Raw genomic sequence first — 15,131 nt, 5'->3', positions numbered from 1 at the left:
ATGACCTTAGGGGGCTCCGTGTGCTCATGAACTATCCGCTATTGTTCGACCAAGAAGTTGTGCATCAGATTCGTCGTCGGACCGTCCAAATGGATAAGACAGGAACTATGCCTGCGGATGTACTGGAAATCATTTATCAACGCAGCTTGTTCAAATGCTTTATGCCCAATGCTTCAACGGGACGTATGACACCGTTGCCGGAAGTCTTGCGCGTCTTTGAAGACGCCTCAAGAATAGACGGCAATTTTGGCTGGGTTGTCACTATTGGAAGTAAGGCCGGGTATTTAGCTGCTTATGTTGAACCTCATCGGCTCCAGGAAATCTATGATGGCAGAGATGCTCTCCTAGCGGGGAGTGGGTTTACATCTGGTTCGGCCAAACGCGTACCTGGGGGGTATGAGTTATCTGGTAGCTGGAAGTATTGCAGCGGATCGGACCACGCTACTCTCTTTACTTTTAATTCAGAAGTGCCGGTTGAAGACAATCCCACTGTGACAGAGATCCGCACCTTTATTTTGCGACCGACTCAAGTGACTATCACGAAGGATTGGGATGCATTCGGACTGCGAGCGACAGGAAGTCATTCAGTGACAGTCGAAAATCAGTTTGTGGAAGCTGACATGACCTTCATTATGTTCAATACGAATCAAAAGGTGCTGGGTGATATCTATTCATACCCTTATAAAGTACTTTCCGAAACCTCGTTTGCCGCAATTGCTATCGGTATTGCACGACATTTGATTGATGAGGCGAAGGCTATTGCAGAAGAAAACCGGGAAGCGTGGGAAAGTTCGCACCTCAATCGTTATGAATTTGTCATGGATCGCATTGAACGTAAGCAAGAAACCTTAGAAGAGGCGATTTTGAATTTCTACCATACTGTGGACTCTAATTGGACAAGGCACATTGAGGGAGCTGACATCGCGAGAGAAGAGTGGGATCTCGTTAGCAAAACTTGCAGAACAGCAGCTCGTGTCGCGTTGGACTGTGGCCATGCTCTCTTTCCGTTTTTAGGCACCAGTGTTGTCTTGGAGCACAACGTAATCAATTGTGTATACAGGGATTTGCACACGGCATGTCAGAACGCGCTGCTTGTGCCTTTTGACGAAGAAGAGCTCACACAGGTTAAATAGCTGCCTATCCCGTATGTTCGATACAAACAGAGAAAGTTCCATACAAATCGAGAACATTCCCTACAAATGGAGAGTGTTCGATACAAAGGGAAAACGTTGCATACAAAGTGACTATGTGCACTAGAGGAGAATTCTATAGAACTAAGCCTACCATCTCCATCCTCTACCATCCCCATCCCCCAAAAACATAGTAAACTAGAGATGAGTCTTTACGCACGTTTCGGATGGGCTGAGATGCTATGAACTGGAGGGGGCTGGTAGCGATTAATCAAGGGAATTGGAAATTGGAGTTTCAGTACGCATTAGAACAAAACTCGCTTAAGAGCATGATTCAAGTACTCGATTCGCAGGCCACGAAGCATGCTGGTACGGCTCCGGCCAAGATAAAATACGCTGCTGCGAAGGCACTACAGAAGTTGGATCTAGATGAGTTGTATCCTCTTGTTCTGGCAATGTGCAGACATGAGAGTCCTACGGCACAGGAGGTGGGATGCCTGTGCATCCCGGAGTTCTACCCTCAAAACGAACACGAAGTCACAGAGACTCTCTATTCACTGGCCGACAGTCAGAATTGGGAGGTTCGGGAGTGGGCTGCGGGATCGTCGGGAGAAATTTTGATGAACAACTTCGAAACATACTTTCCAGTGATGGTGAATTGGACACAGGATGACAGTGAAAATGTACGTAGAGCGGCAGTTCTGGCAATGATGGGTGCAGGAGGACGACAAAACTGCAATGAAGTTGTATTCATGCTGGAGTGTCTTGGTCCTCTTCTGTCTGACCCATCGAGATACGTGCGCGATAATCTGGGCCCTTTTGCCATAGGGGCTGGACTTTTGAAATCCTGCCCAAGTGAAGTCTTGCAATGGCTCAGAAAGTGGTCTGAAAGCGAGAATGAACAGGTTCGGTGGAATGTAGCTATGGCCTTTACGACTGCGGCTGCAGCTAACGTGTCTACCGAAGCAGCGTCCATTCTAGCGCTTTTTTCTGGTGACGAACGTCTATATGTAAAGAGGGCAGTTGCGAAGGCTCAGAAAAACTTGGAAAACAGACGTAAGCCTTGACAAGACAAAGAGACAGAGGGACAGGGAAACACGGGGGCAGGCTGATACGTCATGTTAGCACAATCCTGTGTTCACTCTCCATCCAGTCCAAGAATTCCTCCACGCTGCGAGCAATAAAACGAGGGTTGTTCTTGAATTTTTTTGTTTGCGACGTACTGAGCCAGTTCACTGAGACGGCATCTACTCCTGCGGCGCGTGCTGCCGAGAGGTCGTCGTCGCTGTCTCCCACCATTACCGCTTTATCAGCAGAGACACCCAATCCAGCTAGTACCTTCAGAAGCCCCTCAGGATTCGGTTTTTGCTTATCCACATCGTCTCCTGTGATAGTCACTTCAAAGAATTTCTTCATGTTCAACTTGTCCGCAGAGATATCAAATGTCGCTCTCCCTTTACCGGTAAAGAGGCCGATTTTCAGGTCAGAAGCGTGAAACTGATTGAGCATTGCTTCGATTTCAGGATAGTGCCTTACGTACTGGCTGTGAAGTGTACTGTACAGATGGAGAAATTCATCCATGGCTTGTGTGTAGGTCTCTTGTCCTACCTCGTTCCGGAGAATCTCAAATTCAGTCGGGCCAAACAATCCAAGGACGTCGTCATCGGTCACAGATTTCCCAGCATATTTTTCAAAAACAGTCCGAAAGCACACAAATACCAAAGGCAGCGTATCTGCTAATGTACCGTCAAAATCAAAAATAATGGCTTCTTTCACTCGATGTATCCTCCCGTTTCTGTTTCTCTCTAGTCTCTAATGCACGTGAGAACTTAATGGTAGCCGCGAATCCAGTCAAACATCCTGTCCACAATGGCTTCAAAAACCAGCGGATGAAGATGGTGGCCCTGACCATTGTATTGGTGGAACGAGACAGGCTTATTCAATGCTCTTAGTTTTTCTGCCATGTTTTTGCCGTGCCATACACCTACCTGGACATCGTCTGTCCCATGGATGATAAGTACTGGGCAGGTGAGGTCCGCGGCTAATTCAATGGGCGATCGCGCTGCAAAAGCCTCCGGTACCCTCCTTGGCGTACCCCCGACAACACGACGCAGCATTCGTCGCAGATCGACCCTGTCGGCGTAAGTTTGAGCCAAGTCAGAGACACCGCCCCACAGCACAAGCGCACGAAGTGAGGGGAATTGGACTGCGGCCTGGGTGGCATTAACGGATCCTCTGGAAAAGCCCATGACTGAAATTTTCGCAGGATGAACCAGTGGAAATCGGCTCAAAATGGTAAGCATTGATGTGACGTCCTCAACATCGTCTCCGCCGAACAAGTCACGTCCTTCACTACCTTCACTGCCTCGATAGCAAGGAGCGAAAACAAAGTCTCCGTGACGCAGAAACTGTTCAATCCACCATGTTCGTACTTTTCCGACACGGTTAATGCCGCCTCGGCAATATATGAAAGCACCCCGTGGTTGGTTTGGCTCAGCCAAGTGTAGTGGAACAGATGCATCAGAGTCTGGCTGCCGAGAGCTGCCTTCACCAATATGGTCTGAGGAAGTATGGTTTAGAGATGGCAGCGAAACAGCGATTTCCTCGACAACGTGTACATCATTACAGGTTTTTTGGAGTTTGTCTAGAACCATGTCACTAGCGAGATCGTGAGGGATTCCCAAATACCCCATGACTCTGTATTCTTGAGAAAGATACGAGACCTTGTAAATACTCATAGGTGTATTGTAGCAGTTGCATAGGTGTCGCGCATAAGCTGAACAAGACGTGTAGACAATCCTGATTGGTTGAGGGGTACTAACCCAATCAAAAGGTGGCTAAGGTGAGTTAGAAATGTTAGCGAGGAGAGTAAACGTGGAACATGTTTGTGTATTTGCGGGATCGAGCAGAGGGAATTCCAGAGAGTTTGCAGACGCGGCTCGCACCTTAGGACAAGTGATTGCAAAGAGCAACATTGGTGTTGTATACGGAGGCTCAAAAACAGGTTTGATGGGGGAAGTGGCCAACGCAGTCCTGGAACAAGGCGGCGAGGTAACAGGAGTCATGCCGATAGGACTTTTTGATGGAGAGATTGTCCATACAAACTTAACACGGTTAATAGAAGTTCACGATATGCACGAAAGAAAAGCCATGATGGGGAACTTATCTGATGCCTACGTCGCGCTTCCTGGAGGGTATGGTACCTTCGAAGAGTTGTTTGAGGTTATCAGTTGGGGCCAACTTGGCATTCATAATAAACCCATTGGCATCTTGAATGTCGCAGATTATTTCACTCCTTTTCTTAAGATGATTCAACACGCAGAAGTCTCTGGATTTGTGCACTCCAGTCACAGAGACCTTATTGTCTCTGATAGCAATCCAGAATCGCTGCTGCAAAAGCTGGAGGCTTACGAGAGGCCCCAATTCGCCAGAAAATGGGACGCGAAATAGTGATTGAAATTTGCGCAGGGAACGTGTACAATGTCTCTTGTTCCCTTTTAGCGTGTCGCGCGGAAGTGGCTCAGGGGTAGAGCATCGCCTTGCCAAGGCGAGGGTCGCGGGTTCGAATCCCGTCTTCCGCTCCAGTAAGTAAGTACTTTAAAGATTAAAGGTACGGACAGACCGGATTCTCACCCAAGGGTTCCCCCTTTCGGGAAAGGCACCCTCAGGGACTAGCTCAAACCTTCGGTTTCAGCGTCGGAATCCCGTCTTCCGCTCCAGTAAGTAAGTACTTTAAAGATTAAAGGTAAGGAAAGACCAGATTCTCACCCAAGGGTTCCCCCTTTCGGGAAAGGCACCCTCAGGGACTAGCTCAAACCTTCGGTTTCAGCGTCGGAATCCCGTCTTCCGCTCCAGTAAATAAGTACTTTAAAGATTAAAGGTACGGAAAGACCAGATTCTCACCCAAGGGTTCCCCCTTTCGGGAAAGGCACCCTCAGGGACTAGCTCAAACCTTCGGTTTCAGCGTCGGAATCCCGTCTTCCGCTCCAGTAAATAAGTACTTTAAAGATTAAAGGTACGGAAAGACCAGATTCTCACCCAAGGGTTCCCCCTTCGGGAAAGGCCCCTCAGGGACTAGCTCAAACCTACGGTTTCAGCGTCGGAATCCCGTCTTCCGCTCCAGTAAGTAAGTACTTTAAAGATTAAAGGTACGGAAAGACCAGATTCTCACCCAAGGGTTCCCCCTTCGGGAAAGGCACCCTCAGGGACTAGCTCAAACCTACGGTTTCAGCGTCGGAATCCCGTCTTCCGCTCCAGAAGTACTTATAAGGTGACTGACAGGACAGACCGTCTTCCGCATAACCTGCGGGCCCATAGCTCAGTTGGTCAGAGCGGCCGGCTCATAACCGGTTGGTCCTAGGTTCGAGTCCTAGTGGGCCCACCACATAGCAATAACGAAAGCCCGAAAACCCTTGATATAAAAGGGTTTTTTCTTTTGGATCGATGGGAAAGTGACAAGGAAGTTACAAGTCTCTTTCTGAAGGGGCGTTTTTTTGCATCATGGAGTCCAATTTCTCCATGGCTGCTCGCTGCATCGAATCGGTCACGTGGGCGTATAAATCGGCCGTGATGGTGATGGAAGAATGGCCAAGTCTCTGACTCACTGTTTTGAGGTCTACACCACTCTCAAGTAACCAGGTGGCATGTGTGTGTCGCAAGTCATGAAAGGTAACCGGTGGCAACTGCAACTCTTTCCTGGCCACTCGGATGGCTGAGGCCCATGCAGCTGGAGCCGGAACGGCGCCATCAGCCGTAACTATGACGAAAGAATCTTCGGTCCATGATTCACCTTGAATCTCCTTCTGTAATGTGCGCCATGTTTTCATTTCCTCAACGACCATCTTTGTCACCACAATACGTCGCTGACTGCCGTAACGGTATGAGGTATAGCGGGAACAACATACATTTGATAAGGAAGCCCATAATTGGAGTTCCTTTCAATCTAATTTCGATTTTGGAGTAAGGATACTATAATCCCCAGTCCCAAATCGGCTCGGGATAGGACAATTGCGCAAATTCCGCTTTGATGATACCGTCCAGCACATGATGAAATCATTTCTGTGATGACGTTCCTTCGGAATCTGATCACCAGACGCTCGCAATATCGGCTCTGTTTCATTCGTTCCTTCGAAGAGGCGCAGTGTCCCCTCACCTCCAAAAGCAGCCAGTACAATCTGGCATTCCATGTTGGGCCACCGCTGTTCACGAAAGACGACCCAGTCCCCTGGGAACAATCCAAACGTATCAAGGCCGATATCCTCCACCTGCGCGCCAAAGCGTTTGTATGGGGCATAACCTCACTACCAAATCAGGAGCGTTCTCCGGCGGTTCTAAGGCTGCTGTAGAGAGCGAAGGGATAGAGCCGAAGGTTGGGATGCGATAAACGTCTGACACGTGTGTTCCTCCTTAGTAACCTGCACGGCGTCTGCGTCCGACAATGGCTCCGTCACGGACTAGGTATTCAATTTTGTCGTTGAGTGGATGACGATAGCTGTAATCATATGAGGCGGCTTGTTCCTTGACGACCTCTTCCATTTGGCGCTGCATCGCAATGTCTTTCAGCCTTTGCTCCAACAAATCGATACGTGCATCCATAAATATTTCAGGCACATCAAACGAATATGCCAGCTGCGAGACCAATTGCTGCCGACTGGATGCTTGGGTGATGTAGTTTGCAAGCATGAAAGTGGGGGCGAGTGCGAACATGGCGAACCGGTCAGCCTGAAATTCCTGCAATGCTCGAAAATCGTCATTCATAAATTCTTGACTGCCAGAATGCAGAAGTACATGTCCGAGCTCGTGGGCAAGTCCTACGCGCTGTTGTTCCCAGGGAATGCGATTGTCTACAGCAATGGTGTAGATACTATCGCGGAAATGAAAGTTGTTCGATGGATGAGGGACGTAATGCACCCAGATGCTCGCCTCGTAGGCGAACATCTCAAGGTCAATGTCCTGTGGTGACTTAATAAGATGGCGTCGGTAAAATTGAACGACAGCATCTTCAAGCGGAGTTGGGATATAGGTGCTGAGCAGTTTGAACATACTGATTACCTCCAGGGAAGAGAACGTATGTTCGTATTGCAGAACACATCACCACCGATGTGAATAGGCAGAAATATGTATTTTCAAATGGTTATGTACTCGACACTAAATTGTTTAAATCAGTCTGTACCTTTTGGATGGTATTCGATATATCTGAAACTAGCATATCGTAAGTTGTTTCGTTTAATCTCGTATCAGATTTTAAGAGTTTAAGTTTATTGTACGAGGAAGTTGTATGAGAGAGGGTTTCATCACTGATCTCTAACCCTATATTTAGGAGACATTTGTCCCAATTATCAGTTCCTATGTGTACTACAAATGAATTATCTCCGTTCAAATAGTCATCACGAAACTGTTGAACTATTCGAAGGTTTGTTTGCAACTCAGTCTTGATTAATCGTAAAATGGCCGAGTTACTGGCTACTCCTTTGCCTCTTTCTAACTCAAAGGTCTTTCGGATTTGAAACGTCGCTACGAGGACAGCTCCCATCAAGCCGATTACGCTGCCGATGAGGCTCCCTAGGGTAGGTATTAGTGATTTAATATAATCAACGCGTGTCGATGCTAAGACGTCGATTAGCCGTCCCGTGATGGAGATTAGGAGACCAAGTATTACCCCAGCAGCCAGAAGTAAAAGCAGGGTTTTTAGAGATATATTAATCCTCATTGTGCAAATTTGTACCTCCGTCTAGAAACAATCGAAAAGCCTTCGAATGTGGTCATCTTCATTCTTATATCCATCAAGATCTGACATTCGAAGGCTTGATACTTTTCCCGGGGATCCCCCTCGCGGTAGCGACCTTGGCGCTCTAGGGTCGTCCGATTGATTAGGAGAAGCTAATAATTCAAAAGCGACTTCTGTACAATCCTCCAAAATTCTTCTCGTTATCTCTGTACCGCAATTCGAGCAGTGTAACCGCCTGTAGTCGAGTTTATCTTCAAACGCCTGTACCCGATGCATACAGTTAGGGCAATGTATTGTATAGTGTCTTTTAAGTAGCTTTATATCGTCATCAAAGGAACAATGTGCAAACATCTTTACCGAATGTGACACGTTCAAGTCGCAATCAATAGAAAATTGTAGGGGGTTTAGGGACTTTAAAGTATTTGGACGACGAGTACCTAACCACCAGTCCAACAATTCAATCGATTGTTGAGGGAATTTCACCTTCCTTAAATTTTCTAAACACGGAAAGTACATAGTCTTGCACCTCCTTTGGTGCGTGTTGGGTATTCAAGAAATAAAACACTATTCTGTTGTCGTAAACTTCTAGTCGAGTTTCAATCCGGTCGATGTCATCATAGCCCTCTTCGTCTTTAGTCGGTCTAAACCATGTGACCCATAGCTTGTTGAGCATCTTTAACTCGTCTAAAGTTTCCCGTGTATCGAAGTAAATATCCGCCACTTCCATACCCTGCTCTCCAGAAAGAGCGTTTACCCGAGCTCCAGATTGATCGGAGAAGTCAATACGGTCTACAATCCCTAGCTTCCCTTGATTATACCCCTTATACTGCTTGAGATCATTAAGGATGAGCGCCCTTTCAAACAATCGAGAAACTCGATTTGTTAAGTCTACTGGAGTGGAAATATTCTCAAGTTCCAATTCTTTTGCGATGTCTAGCATTGCCGCAGAGATCCTGGGCTCCTTTTCTTCTACAGCCCGTCTAAAGGGTGCCTCAGCTTTTTCAGTGAGTTCTTTAAAAATTTCGTAGAGTGTAAGTTTAGTATCTGACATGTCAGTGTACACAATCTCAAAGGTCTTTCGTAGAAACTCCCAGTAGTGATCAAACACTTTTTTCGACTCTTCCAAATTTACAATGTAGTTATAGGAGTACGGTCGAACTTTGATCTGAAGGTAGCGAGCATCAGGAAATATGTCTATCCAAACATAACCTGGTACAGTCATCTCTACTCCATCATCATCATTGATTTGAGCTACGGAGTCTTGGAGGTAGCAGAATGATATTTGGTGCACCTTATTTGTATTGGAACTGTCCCGCTCAATATTCAGATAAACCATATTCCCCGTTGGAGTGTTGGAAGATAGAAAAGAATTGAAATTTTCAAGTGGTAAATTCTGTGCAGCGAGATTGGACTGAAGCATACTATAGTTGCTCAGAATGTTTAAACTTTCTATAGAAATATCACACCAAAACACTTGACGATTCTTACCGTTACTAATCTCGTCCACAATGAATTGCTGTAACGCTCCGTAAAAGTTATCATCGTCGTTAACGGCCTGTTCTAGACGTTCCCATATACTTGGCTTCCCGCTGAATGGTTTCTTGTGACGCCTTAGTAATTCCACGAATCGGTACTTAAATATGTTTTCTTTGATACTATCTGGTATAGTCAACTGCATCAATTCGACCCCCTGCCGTGTATGTTTAACAATGGAAGGCACTATCTACTCGTGCGTATTTCCTTTTTGTTTGCCTCAAGATTCACCTGTGACGAGGGAATTCACATACGTTTCCCATTTAAATAGGCTGTTCCTCAGGTCACCGAATAGATGCATTCTTTGTCCACTGGCAATGTGTAATAGGCTTTGAGATACGTCAACGACATTCACATTTGCAAGCGATCTTTTTTAAATAATCGCCGCTCCGGACGAAGGTTGTCTGTTACATGGCATAGCGGACAACGCCAAAATAATATTGGCAGAACTTCCACATCAATAGGCAATTAGTCAGTCCCCCTTGTTTGTGCCCAGGTATACGCCCGTTCTCTCTCCGATACGAACCGCGACGTCTTTTGGGATCCCTGCTTTAATTTTCTCAATGCCGCCATCCGCGACCGGCAACAAACGCTCTAAGTCTTTGTTTCTGTATAAATTAGAAAAATATTCTCCCGTACTATCTGTTCGTTGTAATCTTACAATTCCCTCCTGCATTCGTTATTTTCTACAAATATTCTAGAGATATGGTTCTATCTTTCGGCATCTAGCTCTTCGCTTCTTGCAACTTCTTCAATGATTCTCAGCATTGCTGCCCAGTGGGCAACACGTATTGATATAGGGAAGATTTTTCGCAGGATAAATATAACTGCTATACCAATCATAAGCATCAAAATGTACAATTCTACCGTGAAAGTAAAAGTGTTAATGCCTGCTCTTATGTTTCCCAGCATAAATGCCACGATAGCTCCGAAGACAGACGCAGCAATTGCAAAAGAAGTACCGCTAATATGAGATGCAAATTTCAGATTGGATTGGAGAAAAACTTCGTTGTTGCATCGCTGTTGGAAACTCATGTCTACAAATACTTTCCTATAATGATTTATGTCTTTTGTAGATATGTAAGGATTTGTGAATCCACACTCAACTCGTTGGTTAGTCTGCTTCCCGGTTTCAAGCAGATACGGGACATTTGCAGTCTGGGGAAGAGCGGAGAATATGCCCAAAGACACACCAGGAAGAACTAGAGATAGAAAGGAAATGCCCAATTTTGTCGCGATAGCATTTCGGATATCGACGAGTAGTACAAACACAAACGTAAGGATTAGTCCGCCATACCAAAAATACACTACAGACTGCGCTCTCCTGAACCTAGAAGGCAGTACCCATTGAGGATTTCGCCGCCCAACGGCCACTAGAAGTACTAGGATTAAGATAAGAAAGATAGTTATAATAGCAACCCAATCACTTCTGAACAAAGCCTCTAATTCACTCCCCTTGCTTCTGCCCAGGCTTCCTGCCTTTTTCCATTTAAGTCAGCGTTCAAAATAAACTAAATTAAGAAGGAGCCTCTGAAGGCCCCTTAAAATGAGTCAACTTTACATCGAGGCTGACTGAGAAGATTTGCTTGTCTTTGGTTTCACAAAGAAGCTCATGATTCCGGGAATAATCAGGAGTATGCCAGGGAGTATGTAGAAGTAGGACACAGAGATAATCCCTGCAATTCCTCCAATGAGCATTAAGACAGCAGCAACTTTAGGCTTTCCACTAACTAGAATTGAACCTATAAGGCCTACAATTGAAGCAAATAAGGCACCCCATCCTAGACTTGTGATTGTACTGGCGCCATTGGCTCCGAACGCGCCTCCGACTCCTCCAATAAACATTGCGGTAATTGCTGCAATCACTCCAAATACGGACCCAACAATTCCCAAGACCATTGATGCGACTTTCATGTAGGTCCTCCTTTACCCGTTGATACACGAAGTGCCTTATTTCTTTAATTCAATCATCTTGGTCGTGCTTTCAAACATGCCACTTCCTACCTGCAGTTGGTATGTCTCCTTTTTGGGGACGTTAAACGCTATGTTCCCTTTTGCAGACAGACCCGAGTTCAATTGTTTGAGAAAGAACGAACTATTTTTATTTATAAAGATATCAGCTTCGGAACTAGCGTTATAACTTGTCTTCCCTTTAAATAGTTTAAACATGGTTGTGTCGATGGTACGTGTTTTGGAATCCTTGTTTTTAATACTCACGTTCAAGATGAGCCATTTTCCGCCGTTCGCGCTCGGAGCGCCCATGGAGGATTCAGGCAGCTTTGATTCGTACTTCATTGAATTTACCTTAAATGTGAGCTTGCCAGCAGTTGCCCACTGCCCCATCTTCACCGCTGTCTTTTTCGGCTCCGTTGTTTTTTTCTTTGCAGAATTAGTCGTTGTTTTGGTGCTCCCTGTCGTTGCGGCATTTTTGGCCGTTCCACAACCCGCAACTAGTAAAACCGGCAGTGCAACGGATAGAAGAACTAGCTTTGTTTTCATCGTCCTTACCCCCTGAAGTTTGTTTGTCTGTACTACAGCCAAACATTTCCTCAAAGGAACATCAAAATCCTTCTCTTTTTGTGATATTTCTACAAGGGATTATATTCCACAGAATATAATTCGCCGCATTTAGGCACATCTATGTATCATTCTCCTTGTTTCTGCCCAGGCTTACTGTCTTTGTCTCGTTCCCAGTAATCTTCAAACTTCCTCGGCCCTCAAGCGTAAAGCGTACGTTCGGCCGGCTTTCTCGCGCTGGATTTGACTATACGATGCAATGGTTTCGCGAATCTCCCATTGTTCATAATCTGGCAGAAGCTTGTACAAATCCGTTTGTTTAATTCCTGGACTGTGTGATACCTCATTAAAAACAGACTGCCTTAAGTAGCGCATTCTTTTCTCATATGGACGCTCATTTCCGTATTTTATGTAGAGGTCAAGATATTTTTCCAGATGCGTACTATCGGATGATATGCGAAGGAATCCAATGAGTTGACTGAGAAGGGGAGCATGGTCCCTCTGTTCCCGGTATAAATGCCCATTTCGTTCACAGTTCACAGCAATGTCATCTACAACCGAAGTCGCTACTTCAATGAGTTCCTCTAACTTACGCAAGGGCAGCGACCCCCCAATCTTGTTCGCACATATTACCTCGATTCGCAATAAGGTCATCCATTAAGGTTGCGCGCTCATATGGAGAGACTGAGGGAAAAGCCAAACCAAAAAGAAGCGTCCTGTCGACAAATCAATCTCGCGGACTGGTACACTAGACTGCATATACCAAATGCATTCCTGCGGTGATGCGTTCTCAGACCGGAGATAATCCAGTTTCATCTGAATTTCGGTCTCGCCCCCTAAAAGGCCTCGTCCAAACGGAAGGAGCTCATCAACCCACTTCTTGGCGACTTCGTAACCTTCCACTGTCTCACTCCCCCTGCTTCTGCCTAGGCTTACGCCCTTTCTCTCGTTCCCACACAAGTCGTAATGTCTCCATCATGTGCCGCTTGGCATCGTCAGGTGAGCTCTTGAAGTCGTAGTAAAAGCTGCCCTCCAGGTTCTCTTCGACCCATCGAAGGAACTCGGCTTGCTCTGGGTCCGTCTCTTTATCTGGGTTCGGATCGTCAGATCGACCAACAAGATAATCTACAGACACGTCGAAAAAATCGGCTAATTTAGTCAGACCATCAAAGTCCGGCTTGCGCTCTCCAAGTTCGTAATGTCTCAAGTTTCTATATGAAATGCCAAGCTTCTCGGCAAGTTCCTTCTTCTGTACGCCTTTCGATTTGATCAAGGTAGACAGGCGTTCAGGAAAATTGGCCATAGTTATACTCCTTACGCTTGACATGCCCTCATAGTTCACATATGAGTGAGGTGGTAAATATAAATTTAATCACGTATCTTCATCGGATTTCAGTTTCCCGAGTACGTAATTCATCGCCTGATGTTGTGGAGCCACCATGGGATCATAGGTACTCGTAAAAGTTCCAATGAGAATCCACCCATCGGACAGAAGACTGTTTGCTTCTCGTTCTAACTGAGTTTCCTTCACAACTGTAATTAGGTGAAGAGGCACATTACTTTTCAACGAAGCGTCACTCCTATGCAAATGAAACTTGAGTTGCTTCTTGAGCTCGTTTGTTCGCCGGCTACAAAGGATGTATGCGTCGTCGTTCTCACCGAAACCAAGTGACTTTGGCATTCCGTCTGCTAGTGACTTCAAGGCAAGTGATCCGTTAATTCCTGCGAGCTGGCTGGTGGCTTTTCCAACAGATTTGTTCATGGATTCGGTAACACCACCCAGTGATTTGTTTAGATCCGCAACCGACTTGAGAGCAGACGAATCGAGCTAATTGTTATCGCAAGAGTTTTCTATCTCTTGCATCTGTGGATTTCTCCACAGATCAGCACATTTCATCATCCACGAGGGATGTCGGGCGCTCGTGGGCGGTTTATTGGTAATCGTCCTCACCGCCTGTGCGTTGCACCTTCCGAGGTACAGTGGCCGATTTCCCTCGGCTTGGCTCAAGATTCCCATGTCCCGAAGGGATTTAGGGTTCCTTGAGTTCACCCGATGCTCATTTACGGATTGCTCCGTAAAAGGGCCTCTGACAACGACGTTTACTGAAAGGTGGTGATAAAAGTTGAATCCGATTGGAGCCAAGCTCAAGGCCTTCCGAAAGCAGAGTGGCTTGACTCAATAACAAGTCGCAGAACGACTCGGTATTACCGTGCGTGCGTTCCGGCACTACGAGAGCGGCGACCGCAGTCCCAGATTAGAAAAAGCGTTTGAATTGGCCGCTATTCTGGCGTTACAATAGACGACCTTTCTGTTCATGATTTTACCACAGATCCAGAATCTGCGTGATATTTCAAGTCGATGGAGGTGATGGACATGACGGTATTCGATACAACACTTTCCAGTCTTCTTAAATGGATTCGCTCAAAGGTTGAAGATAGGTGCTCTGTTGAGGAGTTGGCTGTCCTCCCGGAGATTTAGAAGCACGACTGCCTTGGCTATGGAGCGTCGCGGTTTTGTAGGGCTGCAGGAAGCCGCTGATCCGACAACGGCTACCGAGCACTTGGAACGTGATGGAGTCTCCGGAGATCCAGGTGGAGCTCCGTGATAACTATTCTATTGTCCAGTAGTTGGACAAGAAGTTGGTTAATTCTGTTTGACCACCTGTCCATGAGCCATTGGTCAATGTGCCGACAAAGAGTTTGTCATCTGACTGGATAAATTGTTTCAAGTAGTCGCGGACATTTGCACGCTCACGTTCTGTTGCAATTATCCAAACAGATTTCTGGAATTCGAAAGTATTTGAGTACTGTCTAATTCCTGAGATGAGAGTTTCGTAGGCCGATTCTGGTTTCTCATGTAAGTCATACGCAACGATAAGCACATTCAATCTCCTTCACCTCCTTCTGTAGTTTGATGGTTGGAACCGAATAACTTCCACGGAAGAAGAAGGAATTCCTTGTAATGAAGCGACATGAAATGAGCTGATTCGCGCGATAACAGCGCCAGTCTACAACCCGGACGACATTCCGATGCTGTTCGGTGCAGAGAAGCTGGCCGAACTATTGGGAATTGCCGAGAGCCAAGCGAGGCGCATTATGGCCCGCGAAGATTTTAAGGTCACAGTCATTAGTCCGAGACGATACCGGATTCGACGTGAGGACTTTCTGGATTGGCTTGAACGACAGGCCGTGTAAGCTATTCAGCTTTGATGGTGACAGCAATC

The 15,131-nt window shown here is 46.2% G+C and carries 17 protein-coding genes, 2 tRNA genes and 1 pseudogene; 7 read left to right on the top strand and 13 right to left on the bottom strand.

Features of this window, described 5'->3' with window-relative positions; translation table 11 throughout:
* Positions 1–26: 26 nt before the first annotated feature.
* Together GI364_RS19600 and GI364_RS19595 are read left to right on the top strand one after the other, a co-directional pair.
* The gene (locus GI364_RS19600) at positions 27–1,133 is read left to right on the top strand and encodes an acyl-CoA dehydrogenase family protein (protein ID WP_198850881.1); all 1,107 of its coding nucleotides are present in this window, start codon (positions 27–29) and stop codon (positions 1,131–1,133) included.
* 239 nt (positions 1,134–1,372) lie between these two features.
* Complete coding sequence (locus tag GI364_RS19595; protein WP_198850880.1) at positions 1,373–2,197, top strand: HEAT repeat domain-containing protein; 825 nt, start codon at positions 1,373–1,375, stop codon at positions 2,195–2,197.
* Positions 2,198–2,246: 49 nt separating this feature from the next.
* Here GI364_RS19595 and GI364_RS19590 read toward each other — a convergent pair whose 3' ends face one another.
* Entirely contained in the window at positions 2,247–2,906 is a 660-nt protein-coding gene (locus GI364_RS19590) for an HAD family hydrolase (protein ID WP_198850879.1), read from the bottom strand.
* 53 nt (positions 2,907–2,959) lie between these two features.
* Positions 2,960–3,823, bottom strand: a complete 864-nt coding sequence (locus GI364_RS19585) for an alpha/beta hydrolase family protein (protein WP_198850878.1) — start codon at positions 3,821–3,823, stop codon at positions 2,960–2,962.
* Between the two features lie 181 nt (positions 3,824–4,004).
* Between GI364_RS19585 and GI364_RS19580 the strand changes: the two genes are divergently transcribed.
* The 3 genes from GI364_RS19580 (at position 4,005) to GI364_RS19570 (ending at position 5,514) form a co-directional block, all read left to right on the top strand.
* The gene (locus tag GI364_RS19580) at positions 4,005–4,580 is read left to right on the top strand and encodes an LOG family protein (protein WP_198850877.1); all 576 of its coding nucleotides are present in this window, start codon (positions 4,005–4,007) and stop codon (positions 4,578–4,580) included.
* 59 nt (positions 4,581–4,639) lie between these two features.
* Positions 4,640–4,714: transfer RNA gene (locus GI364_RS19575), tRNA-Gly, on the top strand.
* 723 nt (positions 4,715–5,437) lie between these two features.
* Positions 5,438–5,514, top strand: a tRNA-Ile gene (locus GI364_RS19570).
* 79 nt (positions 5,515–5,593) lie between these two features.
* On the opposite strand, the gene GI364_RS19565 is transcribed toward GI364_RS19570, so the two are convergent.
* From GI364_RS19565 to GI364_RS19520, 10 genes are all read right to left on the bottom strand, one after another.
* A complete protein-coding gene (locus GI364_RS19565; RefSeq protein ID WP_370541870.1) occupies positions 5,594–5,986 on the bottom strand; it encodes a tyrosine-type recombinase/integrase in 393 nt (130 codons plus the stop codon).
* A gap of 550 nt (positions 5,987–6,536) precedes the next feature.
* Complete coding sequence (locus GI364_RS19560; RefSeq protein ID WP_198850875.1) at positions 6,537–7,172, bottom strand: ImmA/IrrE family metallo-endopeptidase; 636 nt, start codon at positions 7,170–7,172, stop codon at positions 6,537–6,539.
* Positions 7,173–8,314: 1,142 nt separating this feature from the next.
* Positions 8,315–9,535, bottom strand: coding sequence for a hypothetical protein (locus GI364_RS19555; RefSeq protein ID WP_198850874.1), 1,221 nt, complete (start codon positions 9,533–9,535; stop codon positions 8,315–8,317).
* A 566-nt stretch (positions 9,536–10,101) separates the two neighbouring features.
* Positions 10,102–10,698 carry a hypothetical protein gene (locus GI364_RS19550; protein WP_198850873.1) on the bottom strand — a complete coding sequence of 199 codons (597 nt, stop codon included), beginning with the start codon at positions 10,696–10,698 and terminating at the stop codon, positions 10,102–10,104.
* A gap of 249 nt (positions 10,699–10,947) precedes the next feature.
* Positions 10,948–11,304: a DUF4064 domain-containing protein gene (locus GI364_RS19545; protein ID WP_198850872.1), complete on the bottom strand. Its 357-nt coding sequence runs from the start codon at positions 11,302–11,304 to the stop codon at positions 10,948–10,950.
* 36 nt (positions 11,305–11,340) lie between these two features.
* Entirely contained in the window at positions 11,341–11,889 is a 549-nt protein-coding gene (locus GI364_RS19540) for a DUF4352 domain-containing protein (RefSeq protein ID WP_198850871.1), read from the bottom strand.
* Between the two features lie 201 nt (positions 11,890–12,090).
* Entirely contained in the window at positions 12,091–12,504 is a 414-nt protein-coding gene (locus tag GI364_RS19535) for a hypothetical protein (protein WP_198850870.1), read from the bottom strand.
* A 60-nt stretch (positions 12,505–12,564) separates the two neighbouring features.
* On the bottom strand, positions 12,565–12,810 hold the full coding sequence (locus tag GI364_RS19530) for a hypothetical protein (RefSeq protein WP_198850869.1): 246 nt from the start codon (positions 12,808–12,810) through the stop codon (positions 12,565–12,567).
* A 4-nt stretch (positions 12,811–12,814) separates the two neighbouring features.
* Positions 12,815–13,210: a helix-turn-helix domain-containing protein gene (locus GI364_RS19525; RefSeq protein WP_198850868.1), complete on the bottom strand. Its 396-nt coding sequence runs from the start codon at positions 13,208–13,210 to the stop codon at positions 12,815–12,817.
* A 69-nt stretch (positions 13,211–13,279) separates the two neighbouring features.
* On the bottom strand, positions 13,280–13,669 hold the full coding sequence (locus GI364_RS19520) for a hypothetical protein (RefSeq protein WP_198850867.1): 390 nt from the start codon (positions 13,667–13,669) through the stop codon (positions 13,280–13,282).
* 433 nt (positions 13,670–14,102) lie between these two features.
* Here GI364_RS19520 and GI364_RS25495 point away from each other — a divergent pair.
* Positions 14,103–14,207 (top strand): annotated as a pseudogene (locus GI364_RS25495) (hypothetical protein); the annotation flags it as partial.
* Positions 14,208–14,516: 309 nt separating this feature from the next.
* On the opposite strand, the gene GI364_RS19510 reads toward GI364_RS25495, so the two are convergent.
* Positions 14,517–14,795: a CRISPR-associated protein Cas2 gene (locus GI364_RS19510; protein WP_198850865.1), complete on the bottom strand. Its 279-nt coding sequence runs from the start codon at positions 14,793–14,795 to the stop codon at positions 14,517–14,519.
* Between the two features lie 142 nt (positions 14,796–14,937).
* Between GI364_RS19510 and GI364_RS19505 the strand changes: the two genes are divergently transcribed.
* Positions 14,938–15,102 carry a helix-turn-helix domain-containing protein gene (locus GI364_RS19505; protein ID WP_198850864.1) on the top strand — a complete coding sequence of 55 codons (165 nt, stop codon included), beginning with the start codon at positions 14,938–14,940 and terminating at the stop codon, positions 15,100–15,102.
* Positions 15,103–15,131: the final 29 nt, after the last annotated feature.

This window comes from Alicyclobacillus sp. SO9 (genome assembly GCF_016406125.1).
Taxonomy (GTDB): Bacteria; Bacillota; Bacilli; order Alicyclobacillales; family Alicyclobacillaceae; genus SO9.
This window is presented reverse-complemented; position numbering and strand designations above follow the sequence as displayed.

Excerpts from the sequence above, each read along its gene's own strand:
- GI364_RS19560 (WP_198850875.1), bottom strand. The coding sequence starts at position 7,172 with ATGTTCAAACTGCTCAGCACCTATATCCCAACTCCGCTTGAAGATGCT.
- GI364_RS19540 (WP_198850871.1), bottom strand. The coding sequence starts at position 11,889 with ATGAAAACAAAGCTAGTTCTTCTATCCGTTGCACTGCCGGTTTTACTA.
- GI364_RS19520 (WP_198850867.1), bottom strand. The coding sequence starts at position 13,669 with ATGAACAAATCTGTTGGAAAAGCCACCAGCCAGCTCGCAGGAATTAAC.
- GI364_RS19585 (WP_198850878.1), bottom strand. The coding sequence starts at position 3,823 with ATGGGGTATTTGGGAATCCCTCACGATCTCGCTAGTGACATGGTTCTA.
- GI364_RS19595 (WP_198850880.1), top strand. The coding sequence starts at position 1,373 with ATGAACTGGAGGGGGCTGGTAGCGATTAATCAAGGGAATTGGAAATTG.
- GI364_RS19545 (WP_198850872.1), bottom strand. The coding sequence starts at position 11,304 with ATGAAAGTCGCATCAATGGTCTTGGGAATTGTTGGGTCCGTATTTGGA.
- GI364_RS19525 (WP_198850868.1), bottom strand. The coding sequence starts at position 13,210 with ATGGCCAATTTTCCTGAACGCCTGTCTACCTTGATCAAATCGAAAGGC.
- GI364_RS19555 (WP_198850874.1), bottom strand. The coding sequence starts at position 9,535 with ATGCAGTTGACTATACCAGATAGTATCAAAGAAAACATATTTAAGTAC.
- GI364_RS19505 (WP_198850864.1), top strand. The coding sequence starts at position 14,938 with ATGCTGTTCGGTGCAGAGAAGCTGGCCGAACTATTGGGAATTGCCGAG.
- GI364_RS19600 (WP_198850881.1), top strand. The coding sequence starts at position 27 with ATGAACTATCCGCTATTGTTCGACCAAGAAGTTGTGCATCAGATTCGT.